The organism is Streptomyces uncialis, assembly GCF_036250755.1.
Lineage (GTDB): Bacteria > Actinomycetota > Actinomycetes > Streptomycetales > Streptomycetaceae > Streptomyces > Streptomyces uncialis.
In genome coordinates, this window is the sequence record NZ_CP109583.1 from 6,316,330 (window position 1) to 6,336,221 (window position 19,892).

General features: G+C 70.7%; 14 protein-coding genes and 2 tRNA genes. 12 read left to right on the forward strand and 4 right to left on the reverse strand.

Features of this window, described 5'->3' with window-relative positions; genetic code table 11:
• Positions 1-12 precede the first annotated feature (12 nt).
• Entirely contained in the window at positions 13-1,227 is a 1,215-nt protein-coding gene (locus OG711_RS26335; protein WP_073793728.1) for a cation:proton antiporter, read from the reverse strand.
• A 590-nt stretch (positions 1,228-1,817) separates the two neighbouring features.
• Between OG711_RS26335 and OG711_RS26340 the strand changes: the two genes are divergently transcribed.
• Complete coding sequence (locus OG711_RS26340) at positions 1,818-2,636, forward strand: ABC transporter ATP-binding protein (RefSeq protein WP_266515548.1); 819 nt, start codon at positions 1,818-1,820, stop codon at positions 2,634-2,636.
• Positions 2,636-5,116, forward strand: coding sequence for an FtsX-like permease family protein (locus OG711_RS26345; protein ID WP_329560823.1), 2,481 nt, complete (start codon positions 2,636-2,638; stop codon positions 5,114-5,116). The genes OG711_RS26340 and OG711_RS26345 overlap by 1 nt, the downstream gene beginning before the upstream one ends.
• Before the next feature lie 601 nt (positions 5,117-5,717).
• Here OG711_RS26345 and OG711_RS26350 read toward each other — a convergent pair.
• The gene (locus OG711_RS26350; RefSeq protein WP_329560825.1) at positions 5,718-6,935 is read right to left on the reverse strand and encodes an acyltransferase family protein; all 1,218 of its coding nucleotides are present in this window, start codon (positions 6,933-6,935) and stop codon (positions 5,718-5,720) included.
• Positions 6,936-7,659: 724 nt separating this feature from the next.
• Between OG711_RS26350 and OG711_RS26355 the strand changes: the two genes are divergently transcribed.
• Positions 7,660-7,854, forward strand: coding sequence for a hypothetical protein (locus tag OG711_RS26355; RefSeq protein WP_073793725.1), 195 nt, complete (start codon positions 7,660-7,662; stop codon positions 7,852-7,854).
• Between the two features lie 311 nt (positions 7,855-8,165).
• On the opposite strand, the gene OG711_RS26360 is transcribed toward OG711_RS26355, so the two are convergent.
• A tRNA-Gly gene (locus OG711_RS26360) sits at positions 8,166-8,239 on the reverse strand.
• 149 nt (positions 8,240-8,388) lie between these two features.
• Between OG711_RS26360 and OG711_RS26365 the strand changes: the two genes are divergently transcribed.
• The 5 genes from OG711_RS26365 (at position 8,389) to clpX (ending at position 13,401) form a co-directional block, all read left to right on the forward strand.
• Positions 8,389-8,465: transfer RNA gene (locus tag OG711_RS26365), tRNA-Pro, on the forward strand.
• 224 nt (positions 8,466-8,689) lie between these two features.
• The gene (gene tig / locus OG711_RS26370; RefSeq protein ID WP_073793724.1) at positions 8,690-10,084 is read left to right on the forward strand and encodes a trigger factor; all 1,395 of its coding nucleotides are present in this window, start codon (positions 8,690-8,692) and stop codon (positions 10,082-10,084) included.
• A gap of 463 nt (positions 10,085-10,547) precedes the next feature.
• Positions 10,548-11,156: an ATP-dependent Clp protease proteolytic subunit gene (locus OG711_RS26375; protein ID WP_073794309.1), complete on the forward strand. Its 609-nt coding sequence runs from the start codon at positions 10,548-10,550 to the stop codon at positions 11,154-11,156.
• A 122-nt stretch (positions 11,157-11,278) separates the two neighbouring features.
• Entirely contained in the window at positions 11,279-11,959 is a 681-nt protein-coding gene (locus OG711_RS26380) for an ATP-dependent Clp protease proteolytic subunit (RefSeq protein ID WP_073793723.1), read from the forward strand.
• 155 nt (positions 11,960-12,114) lie between these two features.
• Entirely contained in the window at positions 12,115-13,401 is a 1,287-nt protein-coding gene (gene clpX, locus OG711_RS26385) for an ATP-dependent Clp protease ATP-binding subunit ClpX (RefSeq protein WP_073793722.1), read from the forward strand.
• A gap of 123 nt (positions 13,402-13,524) precedes the next feature.
• Here clpX and OG711_RS26390 read toward each other — a convergent pair whose 3' ends face one another.
• The gene (locus tag OG711_RS26390; protein WP_266515537.1) at positions 13,525-14,469 is read right to left on the reverse strand and encodes a hypothetical protein; all 945 of its coding nucleotides are present in this window, start codon (positions 14,467-14,469) and stop codon (positions 13,525-13,527) included.
• A 136-nt stretch (positions 14,470-14,605) separates the two neighbouring features.
• On the opposite strand from OG711_RS26390, the gene OG711_RS26395 reads away from it, so the two are divergent.
• The 4 genes from OG711_RS26395 to ndk all read left to right on the forward strand — a co-directional run bounded on the left by OG711_RS26395 (position 14,606) and on the right by ndk (position 19,776).
• Entirely contained in the window at positions 14,606-17,230 is a 2,625-nt protein-coding gene (locus OG711_RS26395) for a valine--tRNA ligase (RefSeq protein ID WP_073793720.1), read from the forward strand.
• A gap of 175 nt (positions 17,231-17,405) precedes the next feature.
• Positions 17,406-18,920, forward strand: a complete 1,515-nt coding sequence (gene folC / locus OG711_RS26400) for a bifunctional tetrahydrofolate synthase/dihydrofolate synthase (RefSeq protein ID WP_073793719.1) — start codon at positions 17,406-17,408, stop codon at positions 18,918-18,920.
• Positions 18,921-18,922: 2 nt separating this feature from the next.
• Positions 18,923-19,294: a DUF4233 domain-containing protein gene (locus OG711_RS26405; RefSeq protein ID WP_073793718.1), complete on the forward strand. Its 372-nt coding sequence runs from the start codon at positions 18,923-18,925 to the stop codon at positions 19,292-19,294.
• Positions 19,295-19,362: 68 nt separating this feature from the next.
• The gene (gene ndk, locus OG711_RS26410; protein WP_073793717.1) at positions 19,363-19,776 is read left to right on the forward strand and encodes a nucleoside-diphosphate kinase; all 414 of its coding nucleotides are present in this window, start codon (positions 19,363-19,365) and stop codon (positions 19,774-19,776) included.
• The last annotated feature ends 116 nt before the right edge of the window (positions 19,777-19,892 follow it).

Sequence of the window (19,892 nt, forward strand, 5' to 3'; positions counted from 1 at the left end):
ACGGCCGGGCCGCTACACGGCGGCACCGGCCGGGCTTCCCTCCCTCGTGTCCTGGGCGGTGTCCGGTCCGCCGGGTCCGTCCGGTCCGGAGCGTCCGCCGGGCAGTACCCGCGCGAGCCAGTGGGAGCGTCCGGCGGCCATCGGCCCGAGGACGGCGAGCAGCAGCACGTATCCCGCGATGAACGGCGACAGCCGGTCGTCCAGTCCGGCGCCCGCGGCCATGGTCGCCAGGATCAGCGCGAACTCCCCGCGCGCGAGGAGCGTCGTGGAGATGTTCGCGGCGGGTCCGGGACCGAACCCGTAGAGCCGGGCGGCGCCCACTCCGGCGAGGACGTTCATGAGGAGCGTCAGCACGACGGCCGCGAGGACGGGCCACAGCACCACCGGCAGGTCACCGGGGGCGATGGACAGTCCGAACGCGAAGAAGAAGATCGCGCCGAAGGCGTCCCGCAGCGGATGCACCAGCTGCCGGATGCGCTCGCCGGACGTGGTGCTGCCGAGCATCAGACCGACCATGAACGCGCCGATGGCGTCGGCGACCCCGAACCACTCGGACACCCCGGCGACCAGTACGGCGGCCCCCAGGAAGGAGATGACGAGCAGCTCGTCATCTTTGGTGGCGAAGAGCCGTCCCACCACGTTCGTGCCGAACCGGGCGGCCAGCGCGAGCAGCAGCAGGAACCCGAAGGCCTTCCCGCCGTCGGCGGCGGCGGCGGAAAAACTGTCGGCGCCGGACAGGATGGGCTGGAGCGCCGCGAGATACAGGGCGAGGAAGATGTCCTCGACCACGATGATCCCGAGGATCGGCTTGGTCTCCGGGTTCCCGAGACGCCTGGTGTCGACGAGCACCTTGGTGACGATCGCGGACGACGAGATCCCCAGCACACCGGCCAGGACCAGCGCCTCCGAGGTCCCCCAGCCGAGGGCGAACCCGAAGCCGAGGCCCGCGCCGACGTTCAGCACGAGATAGACCGTCCCGGCGAGCGCCATCCGGCGGCCGCCCGCCTTGAGGTCGTCCAGATGGAATTCGAGACCGAGGTAGAAGAGCAGCAGCACCAGGCCGAGCGCGGAGAGCATCTCCAGGTCGTGCGGGTCGGCGACCAGCACGAAGCCGGGTGTGTGGGGGCCGAGGAGTATCCCGGCCAGGATGAAGAGCGGGATGGTAGGCAGTCCGATACGGCCGCCGAGCCGTGCCAGGACCGCGGCGGCGAGAAACGCGCCGCCCATGGCGATCAGTGTGTCCGCGTGTCCGATGGGCTTCCTCCTCCGTGCGATTGGGCAAAGGGGGCGTCAAGAGAACGTCAATACTTAGCTTACCGAACGATTGATATAGAAAGTATCGCCGCGACCGGAGATGAGTGCTGACCCCCATACGGACCCCGGCACCCCGCCCCCCGGACCCGCCCCACAGCCACACCGGTCGTACACCGGCCGCACCCGCCATCACCCGGGCCCGCACCGGCCATCACCCCGGCCCGCACCGGCGATCACCCCGGCCCGCACCGGCGATCACCCCGGCCCGCACCGGCCATCGCACCCGCCGTCGCACCGGGTTGCCCGCCGCACCGCATCCGCCCCGCCCCCGTACCAGGTCGTCCCCCGCACCGGACCCGGCCTCCCTCCCTGCCCCGGACAAGGGGCCGCAATCGGGCCCGGCGGTCGTCCCCTCCACCCCCCGGGGGAAAGAAACCCCAGGTCGGGGGGTGGGGAGAACCCCACCCCCCTTCGGCGGCGCACCTCATGGTGCGCCGGTCCCCGGCTCCGTAACTTCGAAGGCGGCACCACACGACGAAGATGAATCAAGAGAGGCGGAGGCCATGCGCTTGCGCAGGACCCGTGACCCGAAGCGCCCCGTGCAGGCATCCGCACCCCACACCTCCCGGACCTGGGCGGTGGAACTGCGCGCCGTCCAGCGGCGCTACGGCAAGGGCAGGGCCACCGTCCACGCGCTCCGCGGCATCGACCTCGCCCTCCCGCACGGCAGCTTCACCGCCGTGATGGGCCCCTCCGGGTCCGGCAAGTCGACCTTCCTCCAGTGCGCCGCCGGCCTCGACCGCCCGAGCGACGGGACGGTCCGCCTCGGCGGCACGGACATCACCACCATGAACGAGAACAAGCTCACGGAGCTGCGCCGGGCCCGTCTCGGCTTCGTCTTCCAGGCGTTCAACCTGCTCCCCTCCCTGACGGTCGAGCAGAACGTCCTCCTCCCGATGCGCCTCGCGGGCCGCCGCCCCGACCGCCACCGCGCGGCGGAGGTCCTCGGCCAGGTCGGCCTGGGCGACAAGGGCCACCGCCGGCCGTCCGAGCTCTCCGGCGGCCAGCAGCAGCGCGTGGCCGTCGCCCGCGCCCTGGTCACCCGCCCCGACGTGATCTTCGCGGACGAACCGACCGGCGCCCTGGACACCACCACGGCCACCGAGATACTGGGCCTGATGCGCACCGCGGTCGACGGACTCGGCGCCACCGTCGTGATGGTGACCCATGACCCGGCCGCCGCGGCCTGGGCCGACCGGGTCCTGTTCCTGGCCGACGGCTCGCTCGCCGACCAACTCGACCACGCGTCCGCGCAGACGATCGCCGCCCGGATGACCGACCTCACCACGCGCCACCGCCGCACCGCCGGAGCGGTCGCCTGATGCCCCGGACCAACGGCCTCGCCCGCGCGGCGGTCCGCTTCAAACCCGCCGCCTTCATGGGCACCTTCGTCGCCCTCTTCATGGCCGCGATGGTCGTCACCGCCTGCGGTGTCCTCCTGGAGACGGGCCTGCGCGCCTCCGTCGCGCCCACCCGCTACGCGTCCGCGCCGGTCGTCGCCGCGGCCGACCAGCGCGCCCACTTCCTCACCGGCACCGGCGAGGAACGCACGGACAACGGCGCGCCCGTCCCCGACCGCGCCCGGCTCGACCACGCCCTCGTGGCCCGGGCCGCCGCTGTCGACGGGGCCCGTGCCGCCGTCCCGGACGTCACCTACCCCGTCCGCGCGGGTGGCCATACGCTCACCGCGCACGGCTGGGGAGCGACCGCCTTCACCGGGGAACAGCCGTCGAAGGGGCGGGCCCCGGGCAGCGGCGAGGTCGCCCTCACCCAGGACACCCCCGTACGCACCGCCGACGGCGGCGCCCCCGCGGTCGGTGACCGGGTCACCCTCACCACGGCCGACGGCCCGCGCGACCTCCGGGTCTCCGCGCTCGTCGCGGGCAGCACGCCCACCGTCTGGTTCGACGACCAGGAGGCCGTCCGGCTCTCCGGCCACCCCGGCCGGGTCGACGCCATCGCCGTCCTGCCGAAGGGCGGGGTCTCCACGTCCGAGCTGAAGGCCCAGGTCGGCGCCGCGCTCGGCAAGCACGCCATGGTCCACACCGGTGACAGCCGGGGCAGCGTCGAGGAGACCCGCGTCGACGACGCCGAGGAACTCCTCGTCGGGATCGGCGCCTCCTTCGGCGGCGTCGCCACCATGGTCGCCGTCTTCACCGCCGCCGGTACGGTCGCCCTCTCGGTGGGCCAGCGCGCCCGTGAGTACGCGCTGCTGCGCGCGATCGGCACCACACCCCGCCAGATCCGGCGCACCATCGCCACGGAATCCCTGCTGGTCGCCCCCATCGCGGGAGCGCTCGGCTGTCTGCCCGGGATCGCGCTGGCCTCCTGGTGGTTCGGTCAGCTCCAGGACAAGGGCGCGGTCCCCCGCGCCGTGGACCTGGCGGTGTCCCCGCTGCCCCCGCTGGTCGCGGTCGGTGCCGTGGTCCTCACCGGACTCGCCGCGGGCTGGGCGGCGGCGCGCCGGCCCTCCCGCGTCCGGCCGGGCCAGGCACTGGCCGAGGCGGCCGTCGAGCGGACCCGGCCCGGCTGGATACGGATCGGCCTGGGCGTCGCCGCGACGGCCGGCGGTCTCACCTTCGCCGGACTCGCGCAGAACATGTCCGGGGACGACGCGGCGAACGCCGCACTCGGTGTCGTCATGCTCTTCATGATCGCGGTCGCCCTGCTCGGACCGCTCGTGGCACGCGCCTGCGCCGCCCTCGTGGGACTGCCACTGCGCGGCGCCGGGCCCTCCGGCTCCCTCGCGGCGGCCAACTCCCGCAGCAACGCCCGGCGGCTGGCCTCCGCCATCACCCCGATCGTGCTCGCCGTCGCGTTCGCCTCGACCCTCGTGTTCATGCACACCAGCCAGGACCGGGCCACGGCCCGTCAGCAGAGCGCCGGGATCACCGCGGACCACATCGTGCGGCCCCCGTCGGGCGGGCTGGACCCCGGTGCGGTCGCCGAGGCGGCCGGGCGTCCCGGTGTCACCGCGGCGGTGGGGCTCCTGAGGACCACGGTGCTGTTCGAGTCGGGCTCGGGCGCGAGCGCCATGCTGCAAGCGGCCTCGACCCAGGGCGTCAGCGGCTCCACCCAGCACCTGGGCGCCGTCCAGGACCTCGACGTCCGGACGGGCGCGCTCGACCTCGCACCCGGCCGGGTGGCCCTCGACACCCGCGTCGCGGCGGGCGCCGATGTCCGGGTCGGCGACCGGATCACCCTGCGGCTGCCCGACGGTACGAAGTCCTCCCCGAAGGTCGTCGCCACCTATGAGCACGGACTGGGCCTCTCCCAGGTCACCATGGCCCGGGGCGACCTCGCCCGTCATGTCACCGACGCCTTCGACAGCGAGCTGTGGGCCAAGGGCGGCTCCGCCGGGGACCTGGCCGCGTACGGCACGGTGCTGGACCGGGACGGCTACCACACGGCGGCCTCGGTGGAACGCGAGCTGAACGCCTGGGCCAACACACTGATGGCGGCCGTCCTCGGCGGCTTCGCCGCGGTCGCGGCGGGCAACACCCTGGTCATGACGGTCCTCGACCGGCGTCGGGAGCTGGGCATGCTGCGGCTGATCGGTTCCACGCGGCGTCAGGTGCTGCGGATGATCCGCTGGGAGGCGCTGCTGGTGGCTGTCGCGGGAGTGGTCATCGGCAGCGCGATAGCGCTGGCGACGCTGGTCCCCATGGTGCGGGGCCTCACCGGCGGGGCACCGTACGTCCCGCCCCTCCTGTACGGGGCGTTCGTCGCCGCCGCGATAATCCTGGGCCTCGCCACCACAGCCCTCCCGGCCCGAGCCATCCTCCGCACCCCCCGCACCTAGCCCTCCGGGGTTCCCTGGGCTGGTCGTACGTGTCCCGTGCGGGTCGGACGTGGGTGCGCAGTTCCCCGCAGGTCGCCTTCGCTCGCGCCCCCGAGGTTCCCTGTGCTGGTCGTACTTGTTCCCTGTGCGGGTCGTTCGTGGGTGCGCAGTTCCCCGCGCCCCTGGATGCTGCCCCCTTGCGGTCGCTCTTCGGGTGCGGGTCCGCCCTCGTCTTTGCGCAGTTCCCCGCGCCCCTTTGGGGGCGCCCACCTGGGGCTGTTCTCAGGCTGCGGGTGGGGTCAGTCTGCGGGCCGGCGTCAGCCCGGCTGGGGTTCACCCCCCCTCCTCGCGCACTCGCCGGACTACGGGAGGGGGTGGGCGGGAATCTCTGCCCGCAGACTCCGATGCTCTTCAGTCGGGTAAGGGGGATGTCCGACCGAGCGCGTTGGAGCGAGGACGGAGAATCCCGACCGGCACCGACCCGAAGAACCGACCGGGGGCGCCCCAAAGGGGCGCGGGGAACTGCGCAAACCCACCGAGCGACGGCACAGCAACGAAGTACGCCCAGCCGGACAGACCCAGGGGCGCGAGCGACGGGGCGCGGGGCGACAGGGTCACGGGGTCACCCGGGAGAGTGAACCCGTTCGCGCGCGACCTCCGCCGCATCCTTCCGCATGGCCCACGCCAGCCTCGGCTCCAACGCGAACCCCAACGCCCGCCGCACAGGCGGCGTACACATAAGAGTCACCGCGCCCCCCGCGACCAGCGTCACGACCACCTGCCCGTAGGGCTCATGCACCCACGGCGCGTCGTACCAGCCCCAGAAGCGGGACCCCTTCGCGAGGAACCCGTGCAGCAGATACCCGCACAGCGTGCCCGCGCCCAGCACCGTGAACCAGGTCCGGCGCCGCGGCACCCAGGACAGGAACCCCACGGTGAGCGCCATCGAGCACCCGAACAGCGCGAACGTCATCACCGGCCCGGTCCACCAGGGCGCGCCCAACTCCTGCGCGCTGCTGCTGTGGTAGAGCCAGCCCGTCTCCATCCGGGGCACCGCCCACCAGGCGACGACCAGCGCGGCGGCGAACACCGGCAGCGACAGCAGCCGCACCTCACGGCGCCGCATCAGCTGGAAGTGCTCGGGCCGCGCGCGCAGACCGATGACGAAGAAGGGGAGGAACTGGAGGACCCGCTGGAGGTCGAAGTCGTCGCCGATGCTCGGCGAGACGGAGGCGAGCGCGGCGATCCCCAGGGAGACGGGCACCGGCCAGCGCACCACCCTCCACAGCGGGGTGGACACCCGCCAGACGAAGAGGGCGATCAGGAACCAGGTCAGGTACCACGGATCGAGCAGGCTGAGCTGGTGCCCGGGATCGTCGTCGGCCCAGCGCTTGAAGACGGTGTACGCGATCTCGAAGGCGATGTACGGCGCGACCACCGTGGTCAGCAGCTTGCGGACCCGGGCGGGACTCATGTCGAAGTTCCGCGAGAAGTAGCCCGAGATCAGGATGAAGGCCGGCATATGGAAGGCGTACACGGTCAGATAGAGCGCGTTCGCGGTGCGGCTCTGATCGGTCAGCGGCTCCCACGCGTGTCCCATGGCGACCAGCACGATGGCCAGGTACTTGGCGTTGTCGAAGAACGGGTCGCGCTGCGCGGCGGGCTTGCCCGCGTCCCCGGAGGGGGTCGACGCCGCCGGGGGACCGCCGCGGCGGGTGCGGGGGGTCGGCACGCCGTCGGCGGGTTCGCTGTGGTCGGTCGGCGTGGTGGTGCGGTCCGGTCCGGTGGCCGACGGGGTTGGTGCGGAATGACGGCCGGACGGTCGTAGCGAGTTGATCACAGGCCCTCCCACCAGGAGCTGGGGGAAACGATCCGTGACCTCACCGCGCGTGCGTGGGGCAGGGCAGTGGGAAACATTTGAGGAACCCTAGCGTCGGGGGCGGCATTTGGTGAAACGCGCCCCGAGGTTTCTCGCTCCGTATCTCGCGGAAATCGACCCATGCGATGCGCCTACCCCGTATTCGGAGAAGTGCACCTGCGGGTTGCGCGTCCCTGGTCAGAGCCCTGAAGGTGGCTTGCGCAGCACCAGAGTTGACTGTTACGTACGCTTTCTTCCGGCTTAAACGGTGCATAACGTGCACGGGTGTCACCGGCGGAATGTTCGCCCATCGCCCATTCGGGGGACACCCCCGGCCGAACGGACGACCCGGCCGTGATGCCGGCGGTCGTGTCTTCCGGGATAGCGGCTCGGCGCATTCGAAATACCTGCGAACAAACTGTGTGAACCTCGAAACGATCGGCTTGAATTCAACCGGCGGGACATGCGGGAATTCCCGGCTTCCCCGTCCGGGACCCACCCCGCCCTCCGCGTGCCCGGGGCTCCGGCCAGGGGTCCCGCCCCTCTCGCGCGGCCCTTCGCGCGAGGTCCGCCGTCAACCCGTATCCCGACGATCTGTCACCGGCCGCATGGTCCGGGCCGGTTGGTGGCACGATGGTTCTGGCGGGGCGTGCGGGGTCGCACCCCCGGCCGGGGAGCCTGAACCGACCGAGGGTGTGTGATGAGAGTGGCCATTTCGCTGTCAGTGGTACTGCTGTTGGCGATCATCCTCGTGGTGCTGATCAGGGGAGGATCGCTCAAGGCGGGACCCGCCGTCGTCGCCATACTCTTCGGCTTCTTCCTGGCTTCCACGGGGATGGCCGACGACATCGAGAACTTCCTGGACGCCGTGGGCAACTCGATCGGCTCGATCGACCCCTGACCGGCCCGGACCGACGGTCCCGTCACCGACCCGTGGCCGCACGCCGGGCCACGGGCCTCTTCGCGCGCCCACGGTCCGCGCCCGTGCGCGAAGTGGGGATGAAGCTGTCCCCTGCGGCGGAGCGGGAATGGCCGAGGCGTGCCACGTCCCCGAGCGAGGCGTGCGCGCGACAGGGCCGGAAAAGCCGGGGGCCGGAAGAACCGCGGCGCCGGGCAAGGTCGCCGGGCAGAGCCGCAGGGCCGGGAACGCCGCGGGGCCGGGTCGGCGGACGCCCCCTCAGGGACATCCCTCCGACCCGCCCCGGTACGGCCTGGAGCGGGCGACGGGAATCGAACCCGCGTAGCTAGTTTGGAAGACTAGGGCTCTACCATTGAGCTACGCCCGCACGGTCGCGCCGCAGGTCAAGGACCGCGGCACGGGCAGCATCCTAGCGGGTCGCGGCCCCTCGTCGCACACCCGTGTCCAGGAGCCACGCCGCCCGCGAAATGCGGGAGCCCCGCAGCCTGCGGCCATGTACCCTCTGTGTCGCACCGACGGGGTGTGGCGCAGCTTGGTAGCGCGTCCGCTTTGGGAGCGGAAGGCCGTGGGTTCAAATCCCGCCACCCCGACCACATGAAGATCACCTTTGGGGCGCGTATCGCCTGCGGTTACTATGCAGGTTGCGCGCCCGTGTGTCCGCACGTTCAGTACACAGCACCGCCACACCGAGAATCAGGTTCGGCGGGTCTGTGACACGCACACGTACGTCTCTCGGGGCCGCGACTCCGCCGAGGCTCCCCGTTCCCGGGTGCGGCCAGGTAGCAACCCAAGCAGTCAGCCACAAGGAGACCGAACCGTGAAGAGCGCCGTGGAGACCCTGAACCCGACTCGGGTTCGGCTCACTGTTGAGGTGCCCTTCGAGGAGCTCAAGCCCAGCCTCGACGCGGCGTACAAGAAGATCAACCAGCAGGTCACGGTGAAGGGTTTCCGGAAGGGCAAGATCCCGGCCCGGGTCATCGACCAGCGCTTCGGCCGTGGTGCCGTGCTGGAGGAGGCCGTCAACGACGCGCTTCCGAAGTTCTACACCGAGGCCGTGAACGAGGCCGAGCTGAATGTCCTCGGACAGCCCGAGGTCGACATCACGGAGCTGAAGGACGGCGAGACGCTGAACTTCACCGCCGAGGTCGACATCCGTCCGGCGATCGAGATCCCCGACTACTCGGGTATCGAGGTCGAGGTCGACGCCATCGAGGTCACCGACGAGGACATCGCCAAGGCCGTCGAGGAGCTGCGCGAGCGCTTCGCGTCCACCTCGCCGGTCGAGCGCGCCGCCCAGGACGGTGACGTCCTCACCCTCGACCTGGAGGCCAAGGTCGACGGCGAGGTGCTGGAGGACGGCGTCGCCAGCGCCGTGTCCTACACCATCGGCTCGGGTGAGCTGCTGGAAGGCATCGACGAGGCCGTGAAGGGCCTGGAGGCCGGGGCTGAGGCCACCTTCACCTCCGAGCTCAAGGGCGGCTCCGCCGCGGGCAAGGAGGCCGAGGTGACCGTCAAGGTCAGCCAGGTCGCCTCCCGTGAGCTGCCGGAGCTGGACGACGACTTCGCGCAGCTCGCGTCGGAGTTCGACACCCTCGACGAGCTCAAGGACGACAGCCGCAAGCGGCTGGCGAACATGAAGCAGTACGACCAGGCCACCCAGGCCCAGGAGCGGGTCCTGGAGAAGCTGCTCGAACTGGTCGAGGTGCCCGTCCCGGACAAGCTGCTCGAGGACGAGATCAACACCCGCAAGCACAACCTTGAGCACCACCAGCTCGGCCAGATGGGTCTGACCCTCGACAAGTACCTGGAGATCCAGGGCAAGACCGCCGAGGAGTTCGACAGCGAGACCAAGGACGCCGCGCTCAAGGGCATCAAGACCCAGTTCGTCCTGGACGAGCTGGTCAGCAAGGAGAAGCTGAACGTCAACCAGGAGGAGCTCACCGAGCACCTCATGCGGCGTGCGGCGTCCTCCGGTATGTCCCCCGACCAGTTCGCCCAGGCCGTCGTCGAGGGCGGCCAGGTGCCGATGCTGGTGGGCGAGGTCGCCCGCGGCAAGGCGCTCGCCGTCGTCGTCGAGTCGGCCACCGTCAAGGACACCAACGGCGAGGTCGTCGACCTGGACGACGAGGACGAGGAGGAGACGGTCACCGAGGCCGCCGCCGAGCCGTCCGAGTCCGCCGAGGCGAAGTCGGACGCGTCCGACCAGTCCTGATCCACGCGGTACACAGCGGCACCCCGAGGGGCCCGGAAAGCGTCACGCTTCCCGGGCCCCTCGGCCGTTCCCGCACCCCGTACAGGCCACCCGCGGGCCCCCGCCGGACCCGCACCCCGGCCCCCGCCGGACTCGTCCTCCGGCCCCCGCCGGACCCCCTCCCCGGTACCGGCCGGCGCCGCCCCGCGCCCCCGTCCTCGTACACCCGTGCCCAAGGGGGACAAGGGGGACGGGTCCCACCCGGCCGCTCGCCGGGCCCGGTGCCGACGACCTGCGCTGACAGCGAACAGTTCCTTATGCGGGATGGCCCCCGGCCCCCATCGCGTTAGGGTCCATGAATACGAGGGCAGGGGAGCCCCCGGACCGCCGCGACGCGGCGCAGCGAGGGCCCCATGCCCCAGCAGAAGACGTGAGACGGCCCGGCGCCGTCGTAAGACGAGCAGGTGGATACGTGACGAATCTGATGCCCTCCGCCGCCGGTGAGCCTTCCATCGGTGGTGGCCTCGGCGACCAGGTCTACAACCGGCTGCTCAACGAGCGGATCATCTTCCTCGGCCAGCCGGTCGACGACGACATCGCCAACAAGATCACCGCACAGCTGCTGCTCCTTGCCTCCGACCCGGACAAGGACATCTTCCTCTACATCAACAGCCCCGGCGGCTCGATCACCGCGGGTATGGCGATCTACGACACCATGCAGTACATCAAGAACGATGTGGTGACGATCGCCATGGGCATGGCGGCCTCCATGGGCCAGTTCCTGCTGTCCGCGGGTACCCCGGGCAAGCGGTTCGCCCTGCCGAACGCCGAGATCCTGATCCACCAGCCGTCCGCGGGTCTCGCGGGCTCGGCCTCGGACATCAAGATCCACGCCGAGCGGCTGCTGCACACCAAGAAGCGGATGGCGGAGCTGACCTCGTTCCACACCGGTCAGACCGTCGAGCAGATCACCCGTGACTCGGACCGTGACCGCTGGTTCGACCCGATCGAGGCCAAGCAGTACGGCCTGATCGACGACATCATGCCCACCGCGGCCGGTATGCCGGGCGGCGGAGGCACCGGGGCGGCCTGAGTCCGGACGGCCGGTGCGGGCAAGGGGCCGGGGCGAGGAAGCCCGGTGCCCCGCCCCCGCCCGGGCCGCACGACCCCCTCAGCGCCCCCAGCCGACCGCCACAGCGCCTATCAGGAGAGACAGTGAACGATTTCCCCGGCAGCGGCCTCTACGCCCGTACGCAGGCTGAGTACGCCGGCCCCCGAGCCGAGTCCCGCTACATCATCCCCCGCTTCGTCGAGCGCACCTCGCAGGGTGTGCGCGAGTACGACCCGTACGCGAAGCTCTTCGAGGAGCGGATCATCTTCCTGGGTGTCCAGGTCGACGACGCCTCCGCCAACGACGTCATGGCGCAGCTGCTGTGCCTGGAGTCGATGGACCCCGACCGTGACATCTCGCTGTACATCAACAGCCCCGGTGGCTCGTTCACCGCGCTCACGGCGATCTACGACACGATGCAGTTCGTGAAGCCGGAGGTGCAGACGGTCTGCATGGGCCAGGCTGCCTCCGCCGCCGCGATCCTGCTCGCCGCCGGCACGCCCGGCAAGCGCATGGCCCTGCCCAACGCGCGGGTGCTGATCCACCAGCCGTACAGCGAGACCGGCCGCGGACAGGTCTCCGACCTGGAGATCGCCGCGAACGAGATCCTGCGGATGCGCGCCCAGCTGGAGGACATGCTGGCCAAGCACTCCACCACGCCGATCGAGAAGATCCGCGAGGACATCGAGCGCGACAAGATCCTCACGGCCGAGGACGCGCTGGCCTACGGGCTGATCGACCAGGTCATCTCCACCCGGAAGATGAACAACACCTCGGTCGTCTGACCCATCACGGCATGATTTGCTGCCTCTTGGCGTGGTCCACGTCGAAGTGAACCGCGCCAAGAGGGGCCCGAACGGGGGGCCCGGCAAGGTACCGTCGGATATGAGGCACCAGGAGTCGCTTACGCGGCGTCTCCCAGGCGAAGGGGAAGCACCTCGTGGCACGCATCGGTGACGGCGGCGATCTGCTCAAGTGCTCGTTCTGTGGCAAGAGCCAGAAGCAGGTCAAGAAGCTCATCGCAGGCCCCGGTGTGTACATCTGCGACGAGTGCATCGACCTCTGCAACGAGATCATCGAGGAGGAACTCGCGGAGACGAGCGAGGTGCGCTGGGAGGAACTGCCCAAGCCCCGCGAGATCTACGAGTTCCTTGAGGGATATGTCGTCGGCCAGGAGGCCGCGAAGAAGTCCCTCTCGGTCGCGGTCTACAACCACTACAAGAGGGTCCAGGCAGGTGAGAGCGGCGGGTCCCAAGGACGCGACGACATCATCGAGTTGGGCAAGTCCAACATCCTGCTGCTCGGACCCACCGGTTCCGGCAAGACGCTGCTCGCGCAGACGCTCGCCCGGATGCTGAACGTCCCGTTCGCCATCGCGGACGCGACGGCGCTGACGGAGGCGGGTTATGTCGGCGAGGACGTCGAGAACATCCTGCTGAAGCTGATCCAGGCCGCTGACTACGACGTCAAGAAGGCCGAGACCGGCATCATCTACATCGACGAGATCGACAAGGTCGCCCGCAAGAGCGAGAACCCGTCGATCACCCGCGATGTGTCGGGCGAGGGCGTCCAGCAGGCCCTGCTGAAGATCCTGGAGGGCACCACCGCCTCCGTACCGCCGCAGGGCGGACGCAAGCACCCGCACCAGGAGTTCATCCAGATCGACACCACGAACGTGCTGTTCATCGTGGGTGGCGCCTTCGCGGGGCTGGAGAAGATCATCGAGTCCCGGGCGGGTGCCAAGGGCATCGGTTTCGGGGCGACCATCCGCTCCAAGCGGGAGCTGGAGTCGAAGGACCAGTTCGAGGAGGTCATGCCGGAGGACCTGGTGAAGTTCGGGATGATCCCCGAGTTCATCGGCCGTCTCCCGGTGATCACCTCGGTCCACAACCTGGACCGTGAGGCCCTGCTCCAGATCCTGGTCGAGCCGCGCAACGCGCTCATGAAGCAGTACCAGCGCCTCTTCGAGATCGACGGTGTGGAGCTGGACTTCGAGCGCGGCGCCCTGGAAGCCATCGCCGACCAGGCGATCCTCCGCCAGACCGGCGCGCGCGGTCTGCGCGCCATCATGGAGGAGGTCCTGATGTCGGTGATGTACGAGGTGCCGTCCCGCAAGGACGTCGCCCGGGTCGTCATCACCGCCGAGGTCGTCAAGTCGAACGTCAACCCGACCCTGATCCCCCGGGACGCCCGGGGCCGCGGGCCGGGCGAGCAGAAGACGGCGTGACCGTGACCGTGTGAGGCGGCGCACGGCCACCGGCCGGACGGATACGTACAGGAGGGGCCCCGGACGACATGTCGTCCGGGGCCCCTCCCGCGATCCCGCACCCGCTTCGGCGCGGGTCATGGGTCAGTTCTTCACGCGTACGTCCTTGCGGACATCCGCGGTGACCTGGGCGGAGACGTTCAGCGAGACGCCGGTGCCGCTCTCGGCCGGGATCACCAGGGCCAGGGTGCTGTAGTCGGCCCACATGCACAGGTACTGGGTGTCGAGCTTGCCCGTCTCGTCCTTGGCCTGGGCCTTCTGGCACTTCATGACGGCGCCGTCGAGTCCGTCCGGGGTCACCTTCTCGGGGGCGCCGAGGACCTTGAGGGCCTCGCCCTTCTCCTTGGCCATCCCGGTGAACGCGGAGTCCAGGGCGGCCTCCGGGTCCTTCACCTTGCCGTACAGGCCGACGAAGGTGACGGCCTTGGAGCCGGCGATCTCCTCCGGGGTCGGCTGGGTGCCGCCGCTCATGTCGAACGTCGAGTAGATGCCGGTGACGGCCTTGGCCTCGGTGACCCCGCTCTTCGCGAGCTCCTTGGCGCTGTCGGACGTCGAGGCGTCCTCCGGCGGGTTGTCCGGCGACATCCGCTTGTACTCGCCGTCCAGGATGCTGGCCGGTGTCGTCAGCTTGTGCGGCCCGTCGTCCGACAGGGCGGAGCTCCCGCCCGAGCCGCCGACGACGAGGTACACACCGACGCCGATCGCCGCGACGACCGCGACGGCACCGATGATCAGGCCCGTCTTCTTCTTGCCGCCGCCCGGTGCCGGGGGCTGCGCGTAGCCGTAGCCGGGGTCCTGGCCCGGTGCCTGCGGCTGACCGGGCTGACCCGCCTGCGGGTAGCCGTAGCCCGGCTGCGGGGGCTGCGCTTGCGGGTAGCCGTACCCCGGCTGAGGAGGCGGCTGCTGCGGATAGCCGTAGCCGGGCTGCGGAGCCTGCGGCTGCTGGCCGTAAGGCCCCGGCTGACCGTACGGCCCGGGCTGCTGCGGCTGCTGCTGCCCGTCGTACGGGCCCGGCTGGTTGTAGCTCATGCGGACGTTCCCTCCCCGATGTTTACGTGTTCCCGACATCCTGACGCAACGGACCGGCGAAGTGACCGGCGGGGGCCGCACCGTTACCAAAACAACGGGTTTCAGTGCGGGACCGTGACGCCTCTAAACTGACCCCGTGACCGAGAACTCTCAGCAGCAGAATCCAGCGCCCACCTCCGAACTGCCGACCCAGTACGCGCCGGCCGAGGTAGAGGGGGAGCTGTACGAGCGCTGGGTGGAGCGTGGTTACTTCGCCGCCGACGCGGCGAGCGACAAGCCGCCGTTCACCGTCGTCATCCCGCCGCCCAACGTCACCGGCAGCCTGCATCTCGGGCACGCCTTCGAGCACACGCTGATCGACGCGCTGACCCGCCGCAAGCGTATGCAGGGCTTCGAGACGCTGTGGCAGCCCGGTATGGACCACGCGGGCATCGCCACCCAGAACGTCGTCGAGCGTGAGCTGGGCAAGGAGGGCAAGTCCCGGCACGACCTCGGCCGGGAGGCGTTCGTCGAGCGGGTGTGGCAGTGGAAGGACGAGTCCGGCGGGCAGATCTCCGGGCAGATGCGCCGTCTCGGTGACGGTGTCGACTGGGACCGTGAGCGCTTCACCATGGACGAGGGCCTTTCCCGGTCCGTCCAGACGATCTTCAAGCGGCTCTTCGACGACGAGCTGATCTACCGCGCCGAGCGCATCATCAACTGGTGTCCGCGCTGTCTCACCGCGATCTCCGACATCGAGGTCGAGTACCAGGACGACGACGGTGAGCTGGTCTCCATCCGCTACGGCGAGGGCGAGGACTCCCTGGTCGTCGCGACGACCCGCGCGGAGACCATGCTCGGTGACACCGCCGTCGCCGTGCACCCCGACGACGAGCGCTACCGCCACCTCGTCGGCCGGACGATCGCCCTGCCGCTCACCGACCGGCGGATCCCCGTCGTCGCCGACGAGCACGTCGACCCCGAGTTCGGCACCGGCGCGGTCAAGGTGACGCCCGCCCACGACCCGAACGACTTCGAGATCGGCCGGCGGCACGGTCTGCCGTCCATCAAGGTCCTCGACGAGCGCGCGATCATCACCGTCCCCGGGCCCTTCCAGGACCTGGACCGGATGGAGGCCCGTTCCGCGATCGTCGCCGCGCTGCGCGCGGAGGGCCGGATCGTCGCCGAGAAGCGCCCGTACACGCACTCCGTCGGCCACTGCTCGCGCTGCCGCACCACCATCGAGCCGCGGCTGTCCCTCCAATGGTGGGTCAAGGTCGGGACCCTCGCCAAGGCCGCCGGTGACGCGGTCCGCGACGGCCGGGTCGACATCCACCCGAGGGAGATGGAGAAGCGGTACTTCGACTGGGTCGACAACCTGCACGACTGGACGATCTCCCGCCAGCTGTGGTGGGGCCACCGCATCCCCGTCTGGTACGGCCCGAACGGCGAGGTCGTCTGCGTCGGCCCCGACGAGCAGCCGCCGTCCGGTGCGGGCTGGCACCAGGACACCGACGTCCTCGACACCTGGTTCTCGTCGGGCCTGTGGCCGTTCTCCACGCTCGGCTGGCCGGAGCGGACCGACAGCCTCGCGAAGTTCTATCCGAACTCCGTCCTCGTCACCGGCTACGACATCCTGTTCTTCTGGGTCGCCCGGATGATGATGTTCGGTCTGTACGCGATGGACGGCACGCCCCCGTTCCGCACGATCGTCCTGCACGGCATGGTCCGCGACCAGTTCGGCAAGAAGATGTCGAAGTCCTTCGGCAACGCGGTCAACCCGCTCGACTGGATGGACAAGTACGGCTCCGACGCCCTGCGCTTCACCCTGGCGCGCGGCGCCAACCCGGGCGTCGACGTGCCGATCGGCGAGGACTGGGTCCAGGGCTCGCGCAACTTCGCCAACAAGATCTGGAACGCCACCCGGTTCGCCCTGATGAACGGGGCGACCGTCGAGGGCGAGCTGCCGTCCGCCGAGGAGATGTCGGCGACCGACCGGTGGATCCTGTCCCGGCTGAACGCGACCGTCGCGGAGGTCGACGCCCTCTACGACGACTACCAGTTCGCGAAGCTGTCCGACGCGCTGTTCCACTTCGCGTGGGACGAGGTCTTCGACTGGTACGTCGAGCTGTCCAAGACCACGTTCATGGGCGGCGGCGAGGCGGCGAAGGTCTCCGGCCGGGTCCTCGGCGAGGTGCTCGACGTCACCCTGCGGATGCTGCACCCGATCGTGCCGTTCGTCACCGAGACCCTGTGGACCACCCTCACCGGGGGCGAGTCCCTGGTGATCGCGGACTGGCCCAAGGACAGCGGCTTCCGGGACACCGCCGCCGAGCGGGAGATCGGCACCGTCCAGCAGCTGATCACCGAGGTCCGCCGCTTCCGTGCCGACCAGGGCCTCCAGCCCGGTCAGCGGGTGCCCGCCCGGCTCGGTCTCGACGGTTCGCCGCTCGCCCCGCACGAGGCGGCCATCCGGCAGCTGCTGCGGCTCCAGCCGGAGGGCGGGAGCTTCGCCGCCACGGCGACACTGCCGGTCTCCGGGGTCGAGGTCGCCCTGGACCTGTCCGGGACGATCGACATCGCCGCCGAACGCAAGCGGCTGGCCAAGGACCTCGGCGCGGCGGAGAAGGAGAAGGCCCAGGCCACCGCCAAGCTCGGCAACGAGGCGTTCCTGGCGAAGGCGCCCGACCAGGTCGTGGACAAGATCCGGGGCCGGCTCACCAAGGCGGACGAGGACATCGCCCGTATCCAGGCGCAGCTCGACGCCCTGCCCGCCGCCTGATCCGCCCGGCCCCGCCAGGGGCCACCGCACCCCGCCCTCCCCGGCCCGTCCCGGGGAGGGCGGGGTGCGTAACTGCCCCCGGCTCCGCCGCCCCGGACGGGTTCCCGGCCCGTCCGGCCGGTGGGACGGCGGCGGCGGGTGAGCCGCTGTCGGTGGGCCTCCGTAGACTGGGCGCGTGAGCCAGTACCCCCCGCGTGACCCGGACCGTGACCCTCTGGACCAGTTCGACGAGATCGTCGAGGCCGAGACCGGTCGCGACCCCGATCTCGCCGCGATCGAGGCAGGGAGCCGCACCCTGCGCACCCAGGGCGGTGCCCCCTCGCCGGATCTGCCCGGCCGCCCCGAGGACCCCGAGGTGGACCGCGCGCTGCGCGAGGTCGAGACGGAGCTGTCGAGCCGCTGGGGCGAGACCAAGCTGGAGCCGTCCGTCACCCGGATCGCCTCCCTGCTGGACATCCTCGGCGACCCCCAGCGCACCTATCCGTCGATCCACATCACCGGCACCAACGGCAAGACGTCCACGGCCCGCATGATCGAGGCCCTGCTCGCCGCCTTCGATCTGCGCCCCGGCCGGTACAGCTCGCCGCACGTCCAGTCGATCACCGAGCGGATCAGTCTGGACGGCGCCCCGATCGACCCCGAGCGGTTCGTGGAGACGTACCGCGACATCAAGCCGTACATCGAGATGGTCGACGCCCAGCAGGAGTACCGGCTGTCGTTCTTCGAGGTGCTGACCGCGATGGCGTACGCGGCGTTCGCCGACGCCCCGGTCGATGTCGCCGTGGTCGAGGTCGGCATGGGCGGCACCTGGGACGCCACCAACGTCATCGACGCCTCGGTCGCCGTGGTCACCCCGATCGACCTGGACCACACCGACCGGCTCGGCTCGACACCCGGCGAGATCGCGGGGGAGAAGGCCGGGATCATCAAGCAGGACGCCACGGTCATCCTCGCCCAGCAGCCCGTGGACGCGGCGCAGGTGCTGCTGAAGAAGGCCGTCGAGGTCGACGCCACGGTGGCCCGGGAGGGCCTGGAGTTCGGCGTGGTGGCCCGGCAGGTGGCCGTCGGCGGTCAGCTGCTGACCCTGCGCGGTCTCGGCGGCGAGTACGAGGAGGTCTTCCTCCCGCTGCACGGCGTCCACCAGGCGCACAACGCGGCCGTCGCGCTCGCCGCCGTCGAGGCGTTCTTCGGGGTGGGCGCCCAGCGCTCGGAGCCGCTCGCCATGGACACCGTCCGCAAGGCGTTCGCGTCCGTCACCTCCCCCGGCCGGCTGGAGGTCGTGCGCCGTTCGCCGACCGTCGTGCTGGACGCGGCGCACAATCCGGCGGGCGCGCGTGCCGTCGCCGGTTCGCTGGACGAGGCGTTCGGCTTCAGCAGACTGATCGGTGTCGTCGGGGCCAGCGCGGAGAAGGACGTCCGGGGGCTGCTCGAAGCGTTCGAGCCGGTCTTCACCGAGGTCGTCGTCACCCAGCACACCACCCATCGCGCGATGGACGTGGACACGCTCGCCGCGATCGCCGTGGAGGTGTTCGGGGAGGAGCGCGTGCAGGTCGAGCCCCGGATCGACGACGCCATCGAGGCGGCGATCACGCTCGCCGAGGAGGACGGCCAGTTCTCCGGCGGGGGAGTGCTCGTCACCGGTTCCGTCTTCACCGTCGGGGATGCCCGACTGCTCCTCGGGAGGGGCTGACTGTGCGGGTTCTCTGTTCGTCCACACTGCTCGGTGAGTTCTTCGTGATCGGTTTCGCCGGTCTCGTCGCCATGAAGGACCCCGATCTCTCGCTGGGCGCGGTATGGGGGGTGTGCGGGGCCCTGATGGCGCTGAGCCTGCTGCTCTGCGGCTTCGTCACCCGGCCGCTGGGCGTCCAGCTGGGCTGGGCGCTCCAGGGGCTGCTGGTCCTCAGCGGCTTCGTCGTGCCGATGATGTTCGTGCTCGGGCTGTGCTTCGGCGCGCTGTGGTGGGCGTCCCTGCACTACGGCCGCAAGGTGGACGAGGTGAAGGCCCGCTGGGCCGCCGCGCAGGAGGGGACGGCGACGGCCGGGCCAGGGCCTGACGCTGCGTGACGGAGGGGTGTGCGGTGCCTGTAACCTCTGAGGACCCGTACACCAGGTGACCGAAGGAGCCGCACACCATGACCCAGCGCAGCCTCGTCCTCCTCAAGCCCGATGCCGTGCGGCGGGGTCTGGTGGGCGAGATCGTCGGCCGTATCGAACGCAAGGCCGACTGGCGGATCACCGCGCTGGAATTGCGGACGCTGGACCGGGAGACCCTGGAGCAGCACTACGCCGAGCATGTCGGCAAGGTCTTCTACGAGCCGCTCGTCACGTTCATGTCCTCCGGCCCGGTCGTGGCGCTGGTCGTCGAGGGCGAGCGGGTCATCGAGGGCATCCGGGTGCTGGCCGGTCCCACCGACCCGATCACGGCGGCCCCCGGTTCCATCCGCGGCGACCTCGGCACCATCACCCGCGAGAACCTGATCCACGCGTCCGACTCCGAGGAGTCCGCGAACCGCGAGCTGAAGATCTTCTTCCCGAACCTGGCCTGACCGGCCCCCCGCGCCGCGCGTCCGCCGCCACCCCGTCCCCGTGTCCAGCTCCCGGGTGCGGGGTGCGCCGTCCGGGACACGCCCGGCGGGTCCCGTCCGGTGGTGTCCACCCGGTC

What these genes read in the sequence shown, in the direction of transcription:
- OG711_RS26390 (WP_266515537.1), bottom strand. Translation starts at nt 14,469, where the DNA reads ATGAGCTACAACCAGCCGGGCCCGTACGACGGGCAGCAGCAGCCGCAG.
- OG711_RS26345 (WP_329560823.1), top strand. Translation starts at nt 2,636, where the DNA reads ATGCCCCGGACCAACGGCCTCGCCCGCGCGGCGGTCCGCTTCAAACCC.
- ndk (WP_073793717.1), top strand. Translation starts at nt 19,363, where the DNA reads ATGACCCAGCGCAGCCTCGTCCTCCTCAAGCCCGATGCCGTGCGGCGG.
- OG711_RS26335 (WP_073793728.1), bottom strand. Translation starts at nt 1,227, where the DNA reads ATGGGCGGCGCGTTTCTCGCCGCCGCGGTCCTGGCACGGCTCGGCGGC.
- OG711_RS26375 (WP_073794309.1), top strand. Translation starts at nt 10,548, where the DNA reads ATGCCCTCCGCCGCCGGTGAGCCTTCCATCGGTGGTGGCCTCGGCGAC.
- OG711_RS26340 (WP_266515548.1), top strand. Translation starts at nt 1,818, where the DNA reads ATGCGCTTGCGCAGGACCCGTGACCCGAAGCGCCCCGTGCAGGCATCC.